This window comes from Streptomyces sp. NPDC088124 (genome assembly GCF_040685895.1).
Lineage (GTDB): Bacteria > Actinomycetota > Actinomycetes > Streptomycetales > Streptomycetaceae > Streptomyces.
Map to the genome: position 1 here is coordinate 44,911 of NZ_JBFBJB010000025.1, position 18,432 is coordinate 63,342.

Annotated in this window: 18 protein-coding genes; 3 read left to right on the forward strand and 15 right to left on the reverse strand. The window is 71.6% G+C overall.

What is annotated here, in order from left to right:
- Positions 1–37: 37 nt before the first annotated feature.
- From AB0P17_RS21570 to pgsA, 14 genes are all read right to left on the reverse strand, one after another.
- Entirely contained in the window at positions 38–583 is a 546-nt protein-coding gene (locus AB0P17_RS21570; RefSeq protein WP_365813238.1) for an adenine phosphoribosyltransferase, read from the reverse strand.
- Entirely contained in the window at positions 580–1,704 is a 1,125-nt protein-coding gene (gene secF / locus AB0P17_RS21575) for a protein translocase subunit SecF (RefSeq protein ID WP_365813240.1), read from the reverse strand. Before secF ends, AB0P17_RS21570 begins: the two co-directional genes overlap by 4 nt.
- A 1-nt stretch (position 1,705) precedes the next feature.
- On the reverse strand, positions 1,706–3,538 hold the full coding sequence (gene secD, locus AB0P17_RS21580; RefSeq protein WP_365813241.1) for a protein translocase subunit SecD: 1,833 nt from the start codon (positions 3,536–3,538) through the stop codon (positions 1,706–1,708).
- 143 nt (positions 3,539–3,681) lie between these two features.
- The gene (gene yajC, locus AB0P17_RS21585; protein WP_365813243.1) at positions 3,682–4,224 is read right to left on the reverse strand and encodes a preprotein translocase subunit YajC; all 543 of its coding nucleotides are present in this window, start codon (positions 4,222–4,224) and stop codon (positions 3,682–3,684) included.
- A gap of 165 nt (positions 4,225–4,389) precedes the next feature.
- Entirely contained in the window at positions 4,390–5,475 is a 1,086-nt protein-coding gene (ruvB, locus tag AB0P17_RS21590) for a Holliday junction branch migration DNA helicase RuvB (RefSeq protein WP_365813245.1), read from the reverse strand.
- Between the two features lie 89 nt (positions 5,476–5,564).
- Complete coding sequence (gene ruvA / locus AB0P17_RS21595; protein WP_365813247.1) at positions 5,565–6,188, reverse strand: Holliday junction branch migration protein RuvA; 624 nt, start codon at positions 6,186–6,188, stop codon at positions 5,565–5,567.
- Positions 6,185–6,742: a crossover junction endodeoxyribonuclease RuvC gene (gene ruvC / locus AB0P17_RS21600; protein WP_365813249.1), complete on the reverse strand. Its 558-nt coding sequence runs from the start codon at positions 6,740–6,742 to the stop codon at positions 6,185–6,187. The genes ruvA and ruvC overlap by 4 nt, the downstream gene beginning before the upstream one ends.
- 120 nt (positions 6,743–6,862) lie before the next feature.
- Entirely contained in the window at positions 6,863–7,615 is a 753-nt protein-coding gene (locus AB0P17_RS21605) for a YebC/PmpR family DNA-binding transcriptional regulator (RefSeq protein WP_249951051.1), read from the reverse strand.
- Positions 7,616–7,678: 63 nt separating this feature from the next.
- Positions 7,679–8,269 carry a pyridoxal 5'-phosphate synthase glutaminase subunit PdxT gene (gene pdxT / locus AB0P17_RS21610; RefSeq protein WP_365813251.1) on the reverse strand — a complete coding sequence of 197 codons (591 nt, stop codon included), beginning with the start codon at positions 8,267–8,269 and terminating at the stop codon, positions 7,679–7,681.
- Positions 8,269–9,183 (reverse strand): pyridoxal 5'-phosphate synthase lyase subunit PdxS, encoded by a 915-nt coding sequence (gene pdxS / locus AB0P17_RS21615; RefSeq protein WP_365813253.1) that lies wholly within the window; start codon positions 9,181–9,183, stop codon positions 8,269–8,271. Before pdxS ends, pdxT begins: the two co-directional genes overlap by 1 nt.
- A gap of 79 nt (positions 9,184–9,262) precedes the next feature.
- Entirely contained in the window at positions 9,263–9,814 is a 552-nt protein-coding gene (locus AB0P17_RS21620) for a hypothetical protein (protein ID WP_365813386.1), read from the reverse strand.
- Between the two features lie 60 nt (positions 9,815–9,874).
- Complete coding sequence (locus tag AB0P17_RS21625) at positions 9,875–11,035, reverse strand: glycosyltransferase family 4 protein (RefSeq protein WP_365813255.1); 1,161 nt, start codon at positions 11,033–11,035, stop codon at positions 9,875–9,877.
- A complete protein-coding gene (locus AB0P17_RS21630; RefSeq protein WP_365813257.1) occupies positions 11,032–11,937 on the reverse strand; it encodes a phosphatidylinositol mannoside acyltransferase in 906 nt (301 codons plus the stop codon). The genes AB0P17_RS21625 and AB0P17_RS21630 overlap by 4 nt, the downstream gene beginning before the upstream one ends.
- Entirely contained in the window at positions 11,934–12,623 is a 690-nt protein-coding gene (pgsA, locus tag AB0P17_RS21635; RefSeq protein WP_365813259.1) for a phosphatidylinositol phosphate synthase, read from the reverse strand. Before pgsA ends, AB0P17_RS21630 begins: the two co-directional genes overlap by 4 nt.
- A gap of 282 nt (positions 12,624–12,905) precedes the next feature.
- On the opposite strand from pgsA, the gene AB0P17_RS21640 reads away from it, so the two are divergent.
- Together AB0P17_RS21640 and AB0P17_RS21645 are read left to right on the forward strand one after the other, a co-directional pair.
- Positions 12,906–15,140: an elongation factor G-like protein EF-G2 gene (locus AB0P17_RS21640; RefSeq protein ID WP_365813261.1), complete on the forward strand. Its 2,235-nt coding sequence runs from the start codon at positions 12,906–12,908 to the stop codon at positions 15,138–15,140.
- Between the two features lie 205 nt (positions 15,141–15,345).
- A complete protein-coding gene (locus AB0P17_RS21645) occupies positions 15,346–17,001 on the forward strand; it encodes a hypothetical protein (protein WP_365813263.1) in 1,656 nt (551 codons plus the stop codon).
- A 100-nt stretch (positions 17,002–17,101) separates the two neighbouring features.
- Here the strand turns inward: AB0P17_RS21645 and AB0P17_RS21650 are convergent, their stop codons facing one another.
- Positions 17,102–17,665 carry an HIT domain-containing protein gene (locus AB0P17_RS21650; protein ID WP_365813265.1) on the reverse strand — a complete coding sequence of 188 codons (564 nt, stop codon included), beginning with the start codon at positions 17,663–17,665 and terminating at the stop codon, positions 17,102–17,104.
- Positions 17,666–17,731: 66 nt separating this feature from the next.
- Here AB0P17_RS21650 and AB0P17_RS21655 point away from each other — a divergent pair, with 66 nt between their 5' ends.
- Positions 17,732–18,397, forward strand: coding sequence for an ion channel (locus AB0P17_RS21655; RefSeq protein ID WP_365813267.1), 666 nt, complete (start codon positions 17,732–17,734; stop codon positions 18,395–18,397).
- The last annotated feature ends 35 nt before the right edge of the window (positions 18,398–18,432 follow it).

Here is an 18,432-nt window from a genome sequence, read left to right on the forward strand (position 1 = left end):
GTTCGCATGCCCGCCGGAATCCGCGTTCCGGCGGCGCTCAGAGCGTGATCAGAGCCTCCAGCGGGGCCCCGCCGAGCGCGGGTGTCAGCCGCTCGCGGCCGCCCAGGAAGCCCAGCTCCATCAGGACGGCGACGCCCACGACCTCGGCGCCGGCCCGGCGGACCAGCTCCAGGGACGCCTCGGCCGTACCGCCCGTGGCGAGGACGTCGTCGATGACGAGGACACGGTCCCCGTGCTCCAGGTCCTCGGCATGGACCTCGATCTCCGCGGAGCCGTACTCCAGGTCGTACGCCTGCGACAGTGTCGCGCCGGGGAGCTTGCCGGCCTTGCGTACAGGAATGAACCCGACGCCCGCCCGGACCGCCACGGGGGCGGCGAGGATGAAGCCGCGCGCCTCCAGGCCGACGATCTTCGTCGCGCCGAACCGCGCGCAGAGCGCGGCGAGGGCGTCGGTCAGCGCCGTGAACGCCTTCGGGTCGGCCAGCAGCGGGGTGATGTCCTTGAACACCACGCCCGGCTTCGGGTAGTCGTCCACATCACGGATGCGGCTGAGCAGCAGCTCCTGGACGCCGGTGTCGGTCATCGACGCCTCCCCGAGCCCGAGGGGCGGCCCCGGCCGCCGCGGCCGCGCTGGCCCGCCACGGCGGGTGCCGGAGCGCCCGTGACGCCGTCCTGCGGGCCGTCGTCGGCGGTGTCGTCACCGTCCGCGGCGGAGCCGTTCAGTTCGCCTTTGGCGGCGGCCGCCGCGCGCTTGGCGAGCACCCGCTTCTTCAGCGCCTTGATCTGCGGGTCGCGTTCCTTCAGGTCCGCGACGAGCGGTGTGGCGATGAAGATCGAGGAGTACGCGCCGGCGGCGAGGCCGACGAAGAGCGAGAGCGAGATGTCGTTCAGCATGCCGGCGCCGAGGAAACCGCCACCGATGAAGAGCAGCGCGCCGACGGGCAGCAGGGCGACCACGGTGGTGTTGATGGACCGCACCAGCGTGCTGTTGATCGACCGGTTGGCGACCTCGCTGTAGGTCCAGCGGGTCTGCTTGGTGATCCCCTGCGCCCCCTCCTTGAGGCTGTCGAAGACGACGACCGTGTCGTAGAGGGAGTAACCGAGAATGGTCAGCAGACCGATCACCGTGCCCGGGGTGACCTCGAAGCCGACCAGGGTGTAGACGCCGACGGTGATCGTGAGGTCGTGGATCAGGGCGATGAGCGCGGCGGCCGCCATCCGCCATTCGAAGGCGATGGCCAGATAGATCACCACCAGGACCATGAAGATCCCGAGGCCCATCCACGCCTTGTTGGCGATGGTCGCGCCCCAGCTCGGGCCGACCAGGTCCGCGTTGATCTTCGCCTCGTCGACCTTCAGGTCCTTGGCGAGCTGGACCTTCACGGCGTCGGCCTGCTTGGTGTCCAGCTCCGTGACCTGGATCCGCATGCCGCCGTTGCCGAGCTTCTGGACGATCGCGGCGTGTCCGGACGCGGCCTGCGCGTCCTCGCGTGCCTGGACCTCCGAGACGCTCGTGCTCGGGATGGTGAAGACGGCACCGCCCTTGAACTCGATGCCCATGTTGAGCCCGCGCACCGCCAGGGCCGCGATGGCCGTGATGGTGATCAGGATCGAGATTCCGTACCAGATCTTGCGCTTCCCGATGAAGTCGTAGCCGACTTCGCCGCGGTAGAGCCGGGCGCCGAGATCGCCGAGTCGGGACATCTCACGCCTCCTTCGGGTCGGTGGGGGCGCTGACACGGCGGGCGCGGCGCAGGGGCGGCTTGGCACCGAGGCGCTTCGGGTCCAGGCCGGACCACGAGTGGCCGCTGGAGAAGAACTTCGTACGGGCCAGGATCGTCATGACGGGCTTGGTGAAGAAGAACACCACGACCACGTCGAGAAGCGTGGTCAGCCCGAGGGTGAACGCGAAGCCCTGGACCTTGCCGACGGTGACCAGGAACAGCACCGCCGCGGCGAGGAACGACACGAAGTCGGAGACGAGGATCGTGCGCCGGGCGCGCGGCCAGGCCCGTTCCACGGCGGGGCGGAGCGAACGGCCCTCGCGGATCTCGTCCCGGATGCGTTCGAAGTACACGATGAACGAGTCCGCGGTGATACCGATGGCGACGATGGCGCCGCATACCGCGGGGAGGTTCAGCGCGAAGCCGATGCCGGGGCCGAGGAGCGACATGATCGTGTACGTCATGATGCCGGAGGCGCCGAGGCTGAGGATGGCGATCGCGGAGAGACCCCGGTAGTAGGCCACCAGGTAGATGATGACCAGGGCGAGGCCGATCGCACCGGCGATCAGACCGGCTTCGAGCTGCTCACCGCCGAGCGCGGCGGTGACCGTCGTGACGGACTGCTCCTGGAACGTCAGGGGCAGCGCGCCGTACGACAGGATGTTGCCCAGGTCCTGGGCGGACTGCTGGGTGAAGCTGCCGGAGATCTCGGCGCTGCCGCCGAGCGTCTGGCTCACCGAGGGCGCGGAGACCACGTTGCCGTCGAGCACGATGGCGAACTGGTTCATCGGCGCCTGCTGCTGCGAGAGCTTGCCGGTGATCGACTGGAACTTCTTCGTGCCGGCGCCGGTGAAGTCCATCGTGACGATCCACATGCCACGCTGCTGGTCGAGGACGCCCTTGGCGTCGTCGACGTCCGTGCCTTCCAGCTCGGCCGGGCCGAGGACGTACTTCTCCCACTCGCCGCCGGAGTTCTGGCCGCAGGCGACGATGGTGTCCTTGGGCGCCGCGCTCTGGTTGACCTCGGTGCGGGCCTTCTCGTTCGTGCAGTCCAGCTCCGTGAACTTCTTCTCCAGGGCGGCGGTGGCCGCGTCGCTGGAGGGGCTCGCGGACGGCGCGGGGGCGCCGGAGTCCTTGTCCGACGGCTTGTCGGAGGACTTGTCGGACGGATTGTCCGAGCCGGAGGCGTCGGGCGACGGCGAGGCGTCCGCCTTCAGGGCGTCCGTCACGGCGCGGCCCTGGGCGGTGGCGCTCGCGTCGGGGGACGCGGTCGAGCCGGTCGAGCCGTCGCCGGCCTTCTCATCCGCCTTCTCGCCGGCCTTGTCCCCGGTGGAAGCGCTGGTCGACGAGGAGGGAGCGGCGCTCGGCGAACCGCTGCCGGAGGGCTGCGGGGTCGTCGGGCTCCCGGCGGCGACGGTCAGCACCGGCCGGAAGTAGAGCTGGGCGGTGGTGCCGACCTGCTCACGGGCCTGCTTCTCGTTCGTGCCCCGGGGGATGTTGACGATGATGTTCTCGTTGCCCTGGGTCTGAACCTCGGCCTCCGAGACACCAAGACCGTTGACGCGCCGCTCGATGATGCTGACGGCGGTGTCCATGTTGGTCTTGTTGATCGCGTTCGGCTTGCCCGGCGTGTTCTTCGCCTGGAGCGTGATGCTGGTGCCGCCCGCGAGGTCGATCCCCAGACGTGGCGTGACATGGCCGGACCAGAACATCCCGCCCGTGAGGGCCACCATGGCAATCAGGAACAGCGCCAGGGTGCGGCCTGGCCTGCCTGGGGACCCCGCTTGCCTTCGGCCCTTATTGGGTGCTGCCACCTTCTCGTTTCTCCCTGTCCAACCGCCCCCACGCCGGGTGTGCGGGGGAGCGGCCACGAAGTGTTGTGGGGACCTGCCCCCGCGGAAATCGGCGCGACCGTGAGTCGCCGGGAGCCGTTGTGCGGCCCGTCGGCGCGGACCGGCTACTTCACGCCGGACTCGCCGTCGGTCTTCTCGGCCTTCTCGGCCTTCTCGGCCTTGTCGGCCTTCTCGGCGCTGTCGGCCTTGTCGGCGGATACGTCCTCGGACTTCGCGTCGGCGGGCTCGGCGTCCGCCGTGTCCGTGCCGTCCGCGGACCCGGCGTCCTCGGGCTTCTTGCCGAGGTCGATCCTGGCCTCGTCGGCGGGACCGGTCAGCGAGGAGGCGTCGTCGGGCACGATCGGCGTGTCGGAGTCGCTCGCCTCGTCGCCGTGCACGATGCGGTTGTACTCGTCGTCGTCGAGCACCGCGCCGATGGCGTTCTTCGCGTAGACGGCGTGGACGCCGGGAGCCACCTCCAGGAGGACCATGTCAACGTGCACCTCCTTGACGGTGGCGTACATGCCCCCGATGGTGCGGACGCCGGTGCCGGGCTGGATCTCGTCGCGCATCCGCGCGGCGGCCTCCTGCTTCTTCTTGGCGGACCGGGTCATCAGGAACATGGCCCCGATGAGCACGATGAAGGGGAGAAGGGTCACGAGACTCACGGGAGGGAACTTCCTTCGCACGACCGCGCTGTCGAGCGGCCTGGTATACGGGGGTGGGCATGCCGCGCCGGAAGGGCGGCATCGGCGGAGTCTAAGCGAGTCCGCTTCGTTGGAACAACGCCCAGCATCGCACCCGGGTTCCTGCCCATGCGCGTGTCCGTGCCGTCACGCCCCGAACAGGCCGGGTTGTCCGGCCGCTCCCGGTGCCTGCTGGGGCGGGACGAGCCCGAGGTGCGCCCACGCCGCGGGGGTGGCGACCCGGCCACGCGGGGTACGGGCGAGCAGTCCCTCCCGTACGAGGAAGGGCTCGGCGACCTCCTCGACGGTCTCGCGCTCCTCCCCCACCGCGACCGCCAGCGTCGACAGCCCCACGGGCCCGCCGCCGAAGAGCTTGAGCAGCGCCTGGAGCACCGCCCGGTCGAGCCGGTCGAGGCCGCGCGCGTCGACCTCGTACACCCCGAGCGCCACCCCGGCCACCTCACGGGTGATCCGGCCGTCCGCTCTGACCTGGGCGTAGTCCCGTACGCGGCGGAGCAGCCGGTTGGCGATACGGGGCGTGCCGCGGGAGCGTCCGGCGATCTCCGCGGCGCCCTCGGTGTCGATCTCCAGGTCGAGGAGCTGGGCCGAGCGGTGGATGACGCGCTCCAGCTCGGCGCTCTCGTAGAACTCCATGTGACCGGTGAAGCCGAAGCGGTCGCGCAGCGGGGGCGGCAGCAGTCCGGCCCGGGTGGTGGCGCCGACCAGGGTGAAGGGCGGCAGCTCCAGCGGGATGGCGGTGGCGCCGGGGCCCTTGCCGACGATCACGTCGACCCGGAAGTCCTCCATCGCCATGTAGAGCATCTCCTCGGCGGGCCGGGACATGCGGTGGATCTCGTCGAGGAAGAGGACCTCGCCCTCCTGGAGCGAGGAGAGGATCGCGGCGAGATCCCCCGCGTGCTGGATCGCGGGGCCGGAGGTGATGCGGATCGGGGCGTTCATCTCGGCGGCGATGATCATCGAGAGGGTGGTCTTGCCGAGCCCGGGCGCCCCGGAGAGCAGCACGTGATCGGCGGTGGCGCCGCGGGCGAGGGCCGCCTTGAGCACGAGGTCGAGCTGGACCCGTACCCGCTCCTGCCCGACGAACTCGTCCAGCGACTTGGGCCGCAGCGCCGCTTCGACGGCCTGGTCCTCGCCGTCCGCGGACGCCCCGACCAGCCGATCGGCCGCGTCCTGCGGCGCGGGGCCCGCGCCGGCGGTGTCGTCCCAGTTCACTCAGTCTCACCTCGGGAAGAGGGCGCGTACGAGAACGCCCGGATGGAGTACATCGAGGCGGGCCGGGAGCGGGCCCGGCCCGGCCGTGCTCAACGCGTGCGGTTGAGGCTCTGGAGCGCGGCGCGCAGCAGCCGGGGCACGGGCGGCTGCTCGCCGGCCGCGAGGGCCGCCTCGGCCTCCGGGGCGACCTGGGCGACCGCTTCCTCGGCTTCCCGGCCGGCGTATCCCAGGCCGATCAGCGCGGCGTGGAGCTGGTCGCTCCAGGAGGCGGCGGGCGCCCCGGTGGACTGCCGCCCCACGGTGGCGCCCAGCGGCGCGCCGAGCCGGTCCTTCAGCTCCAGCAGCAGCTTCTGGGCGCCCTTCTTTCCGATGCCGGGGACCGCCGTCAGCGCCTTCTCGTCGCCGGTGGAGACGGCGAGGCGCAGCGCGTCGGGGCTGTGTACGGCCAGCATCGCCTGGGCGAGCCGGGGCCCGACGCCGCTGGCGGTCTGCAGCAGCTCGAACACCTGGCGTTCGTCGTCGTCCGCGAAGCCGTACAGCGTGAGGGAGTCCTCCCGGACGACCAGTGAGGTGGCGAGCCTGGCCTCCTGGCCGACGCGCAGCGCGGCGAGGGTGCCGGGGGCGCACTGGACGGACATGCCGACGCCGCCGACCTCGATCACCGCGGTGGTCGGGGCGAGGGCGGCGACCTGGCCGCTGACGAACGCGATCATCGCGTGACCTTCCGGACGGGTGCGGAGGCGGGGACACGGGGCGCGCGGGCCGCGGCCTGCGCCTGCTGGAGGCGGTTCATGGCGGGAGCCCGCCAGATGTGGCAGATGGCCAGCGCGAGGGCGTCCGCCGCGTCGGCCGGCTTGGGCGGCGCGGCCAGCCGCAGCAGCCGGGTGACCATCGCGCCGACCTGCGCCTTGTCGGCCCGGCCGCTGCCGGTGACGGCGGCCTTGACCTCGCTGGGGGTGTGCAGGGCGACGGGGATGCCCCGGCGTGAGGCGCAGAGCATGGCGACCGCGCTGGCCTGGGCGGTGCCCATGACCGTACGCACATTGTGCTGCGCGAACACCCGCTCCACGGCGACGCGTTCGGGCCGGTGCTCGTCCAGCCAGGCGTCCATGCCCTGCTCGATGGCGACGAGGCGCGACCCGATCTCCGCGTCGGAGGGCGTACGCACCACGCCGACGCCCAGCATCGTCAGCGGCCGTCCCGCGACGCCCTCGACGACACCGATCCCGCACCGGGTCAGTCCGGGGTCCACAGCCAGCACCCGCATCGCGCCCCCACTCTCTCGGTCATACGTTCTCCCCCGGGGGAAGAAGCCCTGATCGGACCCTATCGGCCGGCACTGACAACGGCCGGACCGACATCGAGGAGGGGGGTGCGAAGGGCGGGGTCAGGCGTCGACCTTCTCCATCACGTCGTCCGAGACGTCGAAGTTGGCGAAGACGTTCTGGACGTCGTCGCTGTCCTCCAGGGCGTCGATCAGCTTGAAGATCTTGCGCGCCCCCTCCTCGTCCAGCTCCACCTGCATGGTGGGCACGAAGTTGGCGTCCGCCGAGTCGTAGTCGATGCCCGCCTCCTGGAGCGCGGTGCGGACCGCGACCAGGTCGGTGGCCTCGCTGAGCACCTCGAAGGACTCGCCGAGGTCGTTGACCTCCTCGGCGCCCGCGTCGAGCACCGCGCCCAGCACGTCGTCCTCGCCCAGCTCGCCCTTGGGGACGATCACGACGCCCTTGCGGTTGAAGAGGTACGACACGGACCCGGGGTCGGCCATCGAGCCGCCGTTGCGGGTCATCGCGACCCGCACGTCGGAGGCGGCGCGGTTGCGGTTGTCGGTGAGGCACTCGATGAGCACCGCGACACCGTTGGGGCCGTACCCCTCGTACATGATCGTCTCGTAGTCGGCGCCACCGGCCTCCAGGCCGGCGCCGCGCTTGACGGCCGAGTCGATGTTCTTGTTCGGGACCGAACTCTTCTTCGCCTTCTGGATGGCGTCGAACAGCGTCGGGTTGCCGTCGACATCCGCGCCGCCGGTGCGGGCCGCGACCTCGATGTTCTTGATCAGCTTCGCGAAGAGCTTGCCGCGCTTGGCATCGATCACGGCCTTCTTGTGCTTCGTCGTAGCCCATTTAGAGTGGCCGGACATCTGCCTGTCTCCTTCGCGTAACCGGTACTGCTCCCGTTCGGCAGCGATCCTACCGGGCGGAGGTCACTGTACGGAGCGCACCATGTCGGTGAAGAAACGGTGCAGCCGGTGGTCGCCCGTCAGTTCGGGGTGGAAGGACGTCGCCAGCGCGTTGCCCTGCCGTACGGCGACCACGTGCCCCCCGTACTCGGCGAGCACCTGGACCTCGGCCCCCACCGACTCGACCCATGGAGCGCGGATGAAGACGCCCTCCACAGGGCCGCCTTCGACACCGGCGACCTCAACTGCCGCCTCGAAGGACTCGTTCTGCCTGCCGAAGGCGTTGCGCCGGACGATCATGTCGATGCCGCCGACCGTCTCCTGACCCGACCGCGGATCGAGGATCTTCTCGGCGAGCATGATCATCCCCGCGCAGGTGCCGTACACCGGCATCCCGGCCCGGACCCGGGTGCGCAGCGGCTCCAGCATGCCGAAGAGCGCGGCCAGTTTGGACATCGTGGTGGACTCGCCACCCGGGATCACCAGGCCCTCGACCGCGGCCAGCTCCTCGGGGCGCCGTACGGCCCTGGCCACGGCGCCCGCCGCGGCCAGGGCGCTCAGGTGCTCCCTGACGTCACCCTGGAGCGCCAGGACGCCGATCGCGGGGGTGTTCATCACCAGCCGCGGTTCGCGTAGCGCTCGGCCTCGGGCAGCGTGTCGCAGTTGATGCCGACCATGGCCTCACCCAGGTCGCGCGACGCCTCCGCGATGACCTTCGGGTCGTCGTAGAACGTGGTGGCCTTCACGATCGCGGCGGCGCGCTTGGCCGGGTCGCCCGACTTGAAGATGCCGGAGCCCACGAAGACGCCCTCCGCGCCGAGCTGGCGCATCAGCGCGGCGTCGGCGGGGGTGGCGACACCGCCCGCGGAGAAGAGCACCACGGGCAGCTTGCCCAGCTCCGCGACCTCCTTCACGATCTCGTACGGGGCGCGCAGCTCCTTGGCCGCGGCGTACAGCTCGTTGTTGTCGCAGCCGCGCAGTCTGGCGATCTCGTTCTTGATCTGCCGCAGGTGCCTGACCGCCTCGACGACATTGCCGGTCCCGGCCTCGCCCTTCGAACGGATCATGGCCGCACCCTCGGCGATCCGGCGCAGCGCCTCACCGAGGTTGGTGGCACCGCAGACGAAGGGGGTCGTGAACGCCCACTTGTCCGAGTGGTTGACCTCGTCGGCGGGGGTCAGCACCTCCGACTCGTCGATGTAGTCGACACCCAGCGACTGGAGCACCTGGGCCTCGACGAAGTGGCCGATACGGGACTTCGCCATGACCGGGATCGACACCGCGCCGATGATGCCCTCGATCATGTCGGGGTCGGACATCCGCGCGACGCCGCCGTCCTTCCGGATGTCGGCGGGCACCCGCTCCAGCGCCATCACGGCGACCGCGCCGGCGTCCTCGGCGATCTTCGCCTGGTCCGGTGTGACCACGTCCATGATCACACCGCCCTTGAGCTGCTCGGCCATGCCGCGCTTGACGCGCGCGGTGCCGGTCTCGGGGTTCTGGGGCGTGGTGGACACGGGCGACCTCACAGACTCGTACGACGGGGAACTCCAGAGAACGCCCCGGAACCAGTCCACAGCAAGGGCCAATGGGAAGCCGGTGGATCGTTCAGGCCCCCGGCCGGTCCGCCAGCGCGACCGGCGGCTCGTCGTCCATCTCGAAGGCCAGCGGGAAGGGCGCGTGCCCCGCGAGCCGGAACCACCGCACCGCGCGGTGGCGCCGCAGCGCCCGGGCGGCCCGTACGGCGTCGTTGTGGAACCGCCGCGCCATCGGCACCCGCCGTACCGCGGCGGCGAGTTCCCCGGCGGCGTCCTCGCCCCCGGGCGCCTCCTGTACGGCCTCGACCTGGGCCGCCTCCCCGAACACGGCCCGCAGCGCCTGGCTCAGCTCACTCTCGGCGACCTCCCGCTGCTCCTCCTCGGCCTGCCGCGCCGCGTGCGCGGCCTGGTACAGCACGATCGACGCGGCCGGATCGAGCACCCCGGAAGTGGCCAACTCCTGCGCGACCGAGGCGCGCCGCAGCAACTGGGCGTCCAGCGCGGCCCGGGCGGCGTCGATCCGGGTGTGCAGCCGGTCGAGCCGGCCCGCGGTCCAACTGAGATAGAGCGCGATCGCGATGACGGCGACGGCGATCCAGACAAGGGTGGTCACGCAGGGCAGGGTACGCGGTACGGCCGCCTGGCCACCCACCTCGGCCCGGCCCGGTCCGGGCGGCGGACCCTACTCCCGCGCCAGCCCGAACCGCGCCCGCAGCCCCGTCCGTTCGTCCGCCGCCACCGACGCCGCCCCGTCCGTCACCGTCTCGTACACCGCGAGGATGTCCGCGCCGACCGTCGACCAGTCGAAGCGCCGTACGTGCGCGCTGCCCCGTTCGCGCAGTGCCGCGCGGCGGGCCGGGTCGCCCAGGAGGCGGACCGCGGCGCCCGCGAGCGCGTCCGCGTCCTCGTTGGTGAAGAGTTCCCCCGCCGCCCCGTGGTCCAGGACCTGCGCGAACGCGTCCAGGTCGCTGGCGAGCACCGCCGCGCCCGCCGACAGCGCCTCCACGAGGATGATGCCGAAGCTCTCGCCGCCGGTGTTGGGCGCCACGTACAGGTCGACGCTGCGCAGCAGTCTCGCCTTGTCCTCGTCGCTGACCATCCCGAGGAACTCGACGCTGCGGCGCATCTCCTTCGGCAGGGACTCCACCGCCTCCTTCTCGTCCCCGCGCCCCGCCACCAGCAGCCGGGTCTCCGGGTGGACGGCGAGGATCTTCGGGAGGGCCCGCATCAGCACCGGCAGCCCCTTGCGCGGCTCGTCGATGCGCCCGATGAAGCCGATCGTGCCGCCCTGCCAGGCCGGTTCCGTCCCGGCCTCGGCGAAGAAGTCGACATCGACGCCGTTCGGGATGACGACGGCGTCGCCGCCGAGGTGTTCCACCAGCGTGCGCCGCGCGTACTCGCTCACCGCGATCCGGGCGCTGATCTTCTCCAGCGCGGGCTGCAGGATCGGGTACGCCGCGATCATGGCGCGCGAGCGGGGGTTGGAGGTGTGGAACGTCGCGACGATCGGCCCCTGCGCCGCCCAGCAGGCCAGCAGGCCCAGCGACGGCGAGGCCGGCTCGTGGATGTGGATGACGTCGAACGTGCCGTCGTGCAGCCAGCGCCGCACCCGCGCCGCCGACAGGAAGCCGAAGTTGAGCCGGGCGACCGACCCGTTGTACGGGACGGGCACGGCGCGGCCCGCCGAGACGACGTACGGCGGGAGCGGTGTCTCGTCGTCCGCCGGGGCCAGCACGGAGACGTCGTGGCCGAGCCGGATGAGATGTTCCGCGAGGTCCCTGATGTGGAACTGGACGCCGCCCGGTACGTCCCAGGAGTACGGGCAGACGATGCCGATCTTCACTCGGGCCCCCGGTCCAGGTCCGCGACCCACAGCCGTTGCAGCATGTGCCAGTCCTCCGGGTGTTCGGCGATTCCCGCGGCGAAGGCGTCGGCCACCGCCTGTGTCATCACGGACGCCTTTTCCGCGCGGGTGCCTGTCTCCGGCACGGGGACGGGCGGGAAGACCTGCCCCCGCATCACCCGGGAGTCGTCGAACCACAGCGAGACGGGCAGCAGCAGCGCCCCGGTCTGCTGCGCCAGCAGCGACGGGCCTGCGGGCATCCGGGCCGTGTCCCCGAAGAAGTCGACCTCGATGCCGGACGCCGACAGGTCCCGGTCGGCGACCAGGGCGACGAGGCCGCCGTCCCGCAGCCGCCGGGCCAGGGTGCCGAAGGCGGAGCCCCCGGTGTGCGGCACCACCTCCATGCCCAGGCTCTCGCGGTAGGCGACGAACCGGTCGTACAGCGACTCGGGCTTCAGCCGCTCCGCTACCGTCGTGAACGGCACGCCGTGGGCCCGGGTGAGCCAGGCTCCCGCCAGATCCCAGTTGGCCATGTGCGGCAGTGCCAGGACGACGCCGCGCCCGGTGGTGAGGCCGTCGAAGAGCCGGTCGATGTCCTTGATCTCGACGCCGTCGCGCACCCGCTCCTCGCTCCAGGCGGGCAGCCGGAACGACTCCATCCAGTACCGCATGTACGAGCGCATGCCCGCCTTGGAGAGGGCCGCCAGCCGTTCGGGACCGGCGTCGGGCACGACCCGCGCCAGATTGGACTCCAGGCGCAGCACGCTCGTGCCGCGCCGTTTCCACACGGTGTCCGCGATGGTCCTGCCGAGGGCTCCGGCCACGGGTTCGGGCAGCTTCTTGACCGTGCCCCAGCCGAGCCCGTAAAGCGCGTCGGTCAGCCGGTCGCTCGCCGCGCTCATGACGTGGCTCCACTCCCCCGGGCGTGGTCGGTCCCGGCGCGGTCGGCCGCCGCGGCCGCGTCGGCCTCCGCGGACTCGCGGCGTACGGTCACCACGCGCTGGCCGAGGGTCACCAGGCTGCCGGCGGCGACGATCCACAGCGCGATCGGCAGCAGGACGCCGATGCCGGGGACGCCGAAGGCGGCCAGCCCGGCGAGGCCGGCCGCGACGAGGGAGATGACCAGCCGCTCCGCGCGCTCGATCAGTCCGTTGACGGCCACCGGCAGCCCGATGGACTCGCCCCTGGCCTTCGTGTACGACACGACCTGGCCGCTGGCGAGGCAGAAGATGGCGACGGCGCACAGCGCGGTGTTGTCACCGTCGCCCGCGTACCAGAGGGCGAAACCGGCGAAGATCGCGCCGTCCGCGACCCGGTCCAGAGTCGAGTCGAGGAAGGCCCCCCAGCGGCTGGAGATGCCCGCCTGGCGCGCCATGTTGCCGTCGACGAGGTCGGAGAAGACGAAGACGGTGATGACGATCGTGCCCCAGAAGAACTCCCCGCGGGGGAAGAAGACCAGCGCACCCGCCACCACCCCGGCCGTGCCGATGAGCGTGACCGCGTCCGGAGTGACTCCTCGACGGAGCAGAAACGCCGCGAACGGTGTGAGGACACGCGTGAAGAATGCACGCGCGTACTTGTTCAGCATGGCCTTCCCGAGGTTCGGTGGGCCGAGGGCCCCTGTGGCCGACGGCTGGCCCACGGCGCCTGCGGCCCGTCGGCTGGCCCATCGTAGCCACGACCGTCACGGCGCAGCGCCGGGCACCCGGACCATGCCGCGTCGTACGACGTATGGACGCGCCATGGCGGGAGTGCGAAGCTCGAAGGACCACCGCGGGCATCGCCGGAGCTGCCGCGCGGCTCCCCCGGCCCGCCTCTCTCCATCCCCCTCCACCGCCCAGTCGGTGGACCCGATCGGGAGGCAGCAGTCATGGGTGATAAAGGCGGTAAAGGCGAAAAAATCGACAAGGAGCCCCCGCGCCCCGGGGCCGCCGGCAGGGCGACGGCGGCCGACCGGCCCGCGTCCGTACGGAACGTGGTGCTGGTGGGCCACAGCGGCTCGGGGAAGACCACCCTCGTCGAGGCCCTGGCGCTCACGGCGGGCGCGGTCAACCGGGCGGGCCGGGTCGAGGACGGCGCGACGGTCTCCGACTACGACGAGATCGAGCACCGCCAGCAGCGTTCCGTACAGCTCTCGCTCGTCCCGGTGGAGTGGGGCGGGTACAAGATAAATCTGCTGGACACCCCCGGCTACGCGGATTTCGTCGGGGAGCTCAGGGCCGGTCTGCGCGCCGCGGACGCGGCCCTTTTCGTGGTGTCGGCGGCCCAGGAGGCGGACGCCGTGGCGGGGGCGACCCGGGCGGTCTGGGAGGAGTGCGCGGCGGTCGGGATGCCGCGCGCCATCGTCGTCACCCATCTCGACACGGCGCGCACCGGCTTCGACGAGATGACGCGGCTCTGCGCGCGGATCTTCGGCGGGGACGACCCCGACGCCGTACTGCCGCTCTATCTGCCGGTGCACGGCGCCGAGGGCCCGGACGGGCACGCGCCCGCCACCGGGCTGGTGGGGCTGCTCTCGCAGAAGGTCTTCGACTACTCCTCGGGGGAGCGGCGGGTGGGGCCGCCGGAGCCCGCGCGGCTCCCGGAGATCGCGGAGGCCAGGGACCGGCTGATCGAGGGGATCATCGCCGAGAGCGAGGACGAGACCCTCATGGACCGCTATCTGGGCGGCGACGAGGTCGATCTCAAGACGCTGATGGAGGACCTGGAGAAGGCGGTGACGCGCGGGGTCTTCCATCCGGTGCTCGCGGCGGCGCCCGCGCCGCCCGGCGCCCGGCAGGGGCTGGGCACGGTCGAGCTGCTCGATCTGATCACCGGCGGCTTCCCGACGCCGCTGGAGCGCCCGGCGCCCGCCGTCACCACCCCGCTCGGCGCCCCGCGCCCGGAGATCTGCTGCGATCCGGGCGGCCCGCTGGTCGCCGAGGTCGTCAAGACCGCCTCGGACCCCTACGTGGGCCGGCTCTCGCTCGTACGGGTCTTCTCGGGGACCCTGCGCCCCGACGAGACGGTGCACGTGTCCGGGCACGGGCTCACCGACCGGGGGCACGAGGACCACGACGTGGAGGAGCGGGTCGGCTCGCTCTCGTCACCGTTCGGCAAACAGCAGCGGGCGCTGGCGCACTGTGTCGCGGGCGATCTCGCGTGCGTGGGGAAGCTGTCCCGCGCGGAGACCGGGGACACGCTCTCCGCGAAGGACGATCCGCTGCTGATGGCGGCGTGGACGATGCCCGACCCGCTGTTGCCGCTCGCCGTGCGGGCGCACAGCAAGGCGGACGAGGACCGGCTGTCCCAGGGGCTGGCCCGGCTGGTGGCGGAGGACCCGACGATGCGGCTCGAACAGAACCCGGACACCCATCAGGTGGTGCTCTGGTGCCTGGGTGAGGCGCACCGGGACGTGGCGCTGGACCGGCTGCGCGGCCGGTACGGGGTCCAGGTGGACGCCGTACCGTTCCGGGTCGCCCTGCGGGAGACGTTCGGCGCGAGCGCCACGGGACGCGGCCGCCATGTGAAGCAGTCGGGCGGCCACGGCCAGTTCGCGATCTGTGAGATCGCGGTGGACCCGCTGCCGGCCGGGTCCGGTGTCGAGTTCGTCGACAAGGTGGTGGGCGGCGCGGTCCCCCGTCAGTTCATCCCCTCCGTCGAGAAGGGCGTGAGGGCCCAGGCGGCGCACGGCGTCGCGGCGGGCCATCCGCTGGTCGACATCCGGGTGACGCTGCTCGACGGGAAGGCCCACTCGGTGGACTCCTCCGACGCCGCGTTCCAGACGGCGGGCGCGCTGGCCCTGCGGGAGGCGGCGGGCGAGGCGGCGATCCATCTGCTGGAGCCGGTCGCCGAGGTGGCGGTCCTGGTCCCGGACGAGTACGTGGGGCCGGTGATGAGCGATCTGTCGGGGCGACGGGGCCGGGTCGTCGGCACCGAACAGGCCGGCCCCGGACGGACCCTGGTCCGGGCCGAGGTACCCGAACTGGAGATCGGCCGGTACGCGGTGGACCTCCGCTCGATCTCGCACGGCACCGGGAGCTTCGGCCGGACGTACGCCCGCCACGAGCCGATGCCCCAGGCGGTGGCGGACCGTCAGCTCACCAGGGAGGAGAGCCCGGTGTAGGGCGCCGGTGCCGTCCGGTACCCCATGTACGGCGCCCCCGGGGCCGGTTGGCGAAAGACCGCTGGATGTCGGACTCACTCATCCGGGCCCCATGACGCGGAAGGCATCGCACCGTTACTCTGGGGTGCCCAGCTCCAGCAGGTGTGCGGGGCGCGCGGGCCGGGAAGAGGTCGCGGCAGCGAATCCTTGCGGCAAGGGGGCGGCAGTGGCGGACGATCTATTCGACTTCAGCCCGGGGGCGCAGGTTCCGCTCCAGGGTGCGGCCGGGGGCACGGCGGCGACCTTCGCCCTCGCCTCGGCCGCGTACCGGGACAGTCCGCTCGAAGAGATCTCCAAGGCCGACAACGACTGGCACAAGTCGGGCGTGAGCAAAGGCAAGTTCACGCTCTTCGAGCCGAATCTGGGCGAGGCGTTCGCGCGGGCCGTCCAGCTCAGGACGCTGGGCGGCGGCCGGGGCCCGATCATCCAGTCCTTCGGCATGGACCCGCAGGCCGTGGTGGAGCACTGCCTCGCCGCGAACCACATCCGCAAGGAGCGGGACAAGAAGCTCACCGCCGTCACCGCGGTGTTCGGGGTGCTCTTCCTGCCCGGACTGCTGCTCTGGCTGGGCGTGTTCCAGCTGCGCCGCACCCTGGCGGGGGCCAAGGACCGCCGGGCCGGGGCGATCGGCGGTGCCCTGCTGGCGGCGGTCGCCGTGTTCGCGGTGATCGTGCTGATCAAGCTGCCCCTCGACGGCGTACTGAACTGGTATCTGCGCGGCATGCTCGTCGCCCCGGTCGTCGGCTGGCTGCTCGCCAAGCAGATCTGCGAGTCGACCGCCAAGGATCTGCGGGCCCGCTGGGAGAGCCTGCTCTCGGGCGGCGGCACCGGCGCCAAGATCCCCGAGGCCGTCCCGGGGAACCCGGGCGACACCTCGCGGGAGGTGCTGCGCCAGGGGCTGGAGAAGCTGAGCGCCGAGCAGCGCTCCAATGTGGCCTTCTACGCCGGCCCCAAGGGGATACTCGGCATGGGCACCCGCTGGGGAAGCTGGCAGCTCGCGGAGGAGCTGGTCCCCAAGGACGCCGACAAGGAGATCCACCAGTTCCGCAGCTACGACGTGATACGCGCGATCCACGACCAGATGAAGCTGTTGGAGCGCGGCCCCCTCAACTCCGGTGGCTTCCCGACGCCTTCGGTGAAGCACTGGATCGTGTCCGCGGTCGGCGAGGGCGCCGGTTCGGTCTCCTGGCCCGAGGGCCCGGAGGTGGAGGCGTTCCAGTACAAGAGCCACGAGATACAGCGGATCTGCAACCACCAGCAGTTCGGCAGCGGGAACCGGCACTACCTGGGAGTGCAGTTCACCCTCTGGGAGAGCCAGCTGGTCATCACGATGATGATCTCGGTCACGGTGCTCCACGAGACCCTGCGCATCGAGGTCTCCGGGTACGCGCTGGGTCCCGTGCACTCCCTGTTCTTCGCGAAGCCGTCACCCAAGAAGATCACCCGTCCGAAGACCGTACGGTTCTGGGAGACCACGTCGAGGAATCTGCCGCTGGTCGAGCCGCGTGAGGCGGTCAGGCTCGCGGTGCGCGCCCCGTTCACCTGGTATCCGCCGGTCCTGGACTTCCTGGGCGGCAAGCTCAGCCTGCCCGAGCCGTTCGGCATGCGGCACGCCTGGGCCGACCAGCCGTGGCGCCACCGCTTCATGGCGGACGACGCGATGCGCGCGGCCACCCCGGTCCTGCGGGTGGCGCACAACGCGGCGATGCGGGTGCTGGACGAGCACGGGGTGAACACCGAGCGCTTCAGCAACCGTTCCTCGTCGCTGATAGGGGCGGTCCAGGACCCGTCCCCGAAGAAGATCGACGCGTACGACGCGTAGCGCGGGGCGCACCCCGCGTCGCCGACGTCCCGCGCGTGCCCGCCCCGGTCGGGGCGGGCACGCGCGGCAGGTCGGGCACCCCCGACGGAGCGGGCGGGGGTCAGGAGCCGGCCGGCCAGGCGTCGGCCAGCATGGCGCGGGTGTCCGCGAGAAGCTGCGGCAGCACCCTCGTGTGGCCGACGACCGGCATGAAGTTGGTGTCGCCGCCCCAGCGCGGCACCACATGCTGGTGGAGGTGGGCGGCGATCCCGGCACCGGCCGAAGTCCCCTGGTTCATCCCGATGTTGAAGCCGTGCGCCCCGGACGCGGCGCGCAGCGCGGTCATCGCCCGCTGGGTGAAGAGCCCGAGCTCGGCGGTCTCCGCCTCGTCCAGCTCCGTGTAGTCGGCGACGTGGCGGAAGGGGACGACCATCAGATGCCCGCCGTTGTACGGGTAGAGGTTGAGCACCGCGTACACCCGCTCACCGCGCGCGATCACCAGCCCGTCCTCGTCGGATTTGGACGGGATGGAGCAGAAGGGACAGCCGTCCTCGGCGCCCGGCCCGGTGGGCTTGTTCTCACCCTGGATGTAGGCCATCCGATGGGGCGTCCACAGGCGCTGGAACGCGTCCTGGGTCCCCACTCCTATCTGCTGCTCCGGCTCACTCGTCATGTTGTGCAGCATATGACTTCGCCCGTGTGAGGCGTGTCGCCGGGCCCGCACCGGCCCCCGCCCGGCGATGCTGGCCCGATGCATGTCCGCAACGGCCCCGACCGGCTGCGCGGCTGGGAGCGGCGTACGGAGCTGCCGCTGCTCGTGGCCTCGCCGCTCTTCCTCGCCTGCTACGCGGTACGCGTCCTGTCAACGGGCCCCGACCCGTTCTGGCGGGACCTCGCGCTGGCACTGTCCCTGCTGATCTGGGCCGCCTTCGTGGTGGACTACGTCGTACGGCTCGTCCTCAGCGGCGAGGGCGCGCGCTTCGTACGGACGCACCTGCTCGACACGGTCGTGGTGATCCTGCCGCTGCTGCGGCCGCTGCGGATCGTGAACACGTACATGGCGATCCAGCGGCGGCGCGACCGCCCCCGGCTGAGCCTGTACGCGCGCGTGATGGCGTACGCGAGCATCACCGCCGGCCTGCTCACCGTCTCCGCCGCGCTCGCCGTCTACCAGCAGGAACGGGGCGCGCCCGGCGCCACGATCCTCACCTTCGGGGACTCCGTCTGGTGGGCCTGCTCGGCGATCACCACGGTCGGTTACGGCGATGTGACCCCGGTGACGCCGCTCGGCCGGCTGTACGCGGTCTGTCTGATGCTGTGCGGACTGGCGCTGCTGGGCGCGGTCACCGGGTCGTTCTCGTCCTGGCTGATCCAGGTCTTCGGCCGGGAGGACAAGGAGCGGCCCCCGGCGGGCTGATGCCTGCCGGGGGCCGCTCCGGGACCACCCACGGG

Bases quoted from the DNA above. Each gene is read 5' to 3' on its own strand.
- AB0P17_RS21570 (WP_365813238.1), bottom strand. From the start codon at position 583: ATGACCGACACCGGCGTCCAGGAGCTGCTGCTCAGCCGCATCCGTGAT.
- secF (WP_365813240.1), bottom strand. From the start codon at position 1,704: ATGTCCCGACTCGGCGATCTCGGCGCCCGGCTCTACCGCGGCGAAGTC.
- ruvA (WP_365813247.1), bottom strand. From the start codon at position 6,188: ATGATCGCGTTCGTCAGCGGCCAGGTCGCCGCCCTCGCCCCGACCACC.
- ruvC (WP_365813249.1), bottom strand. From the start codon at position 6,742: ATGCGGGTGCTGGCTGTGGACCCCGGACTGACCCGGTGCGGGATCGGT.
- AB0P17_RS21605 (WP_249951051.1), bottom strand. From the start codon at position 7,615: ATGTCCGGCCACTCTAAATGGGCTACGACGAAGCACAAGAAGGCCGTG.
- pdxT (WP_365813251.1), bottom strand. From the start codon at position 8,269: ATGAACACCCCCGCGATCGGCGTCCTGGCGCTCCAGGGTGACGTCAGG.
- AB0P17_RS21630 (WP_365813257.1), bottom strand. From the start codon at position 11,937: ATGAGCGCGGCGAGCGACCGGCTGACCGACGCGCTTTACGGGCTCGGC.
- pgsA (WP_365813259.1), bottom strand. From the start codon at position 12,623: ATGCTGAACAAGTACGCGCGTGCATTCTTCACGCGTGTCCTCACACCG.
- AB0P17_RS21640 (WP_365813261.1), top strand. From the start codon at position 12,906: ATGGGTGATAAAGGCGGTAAAGGCGAAAAAATCGACAAGGAGCCCCCG.
- AB0P17_RS21650 (WP_365813265.1), bottom strand. From the start codon at position 17,665: ATGCTGCACAACATGACGAGTGAGCCGGAGCAGCAGATAGGAGTGGGG.
- AB0P17_RS21655 (WP_365813267.1), top strand. From the start codon at position 17,732: ATGCATGTCCGCAACGGCCCCGACCGGCTGCGCGGCTGGGAGCGGCGT.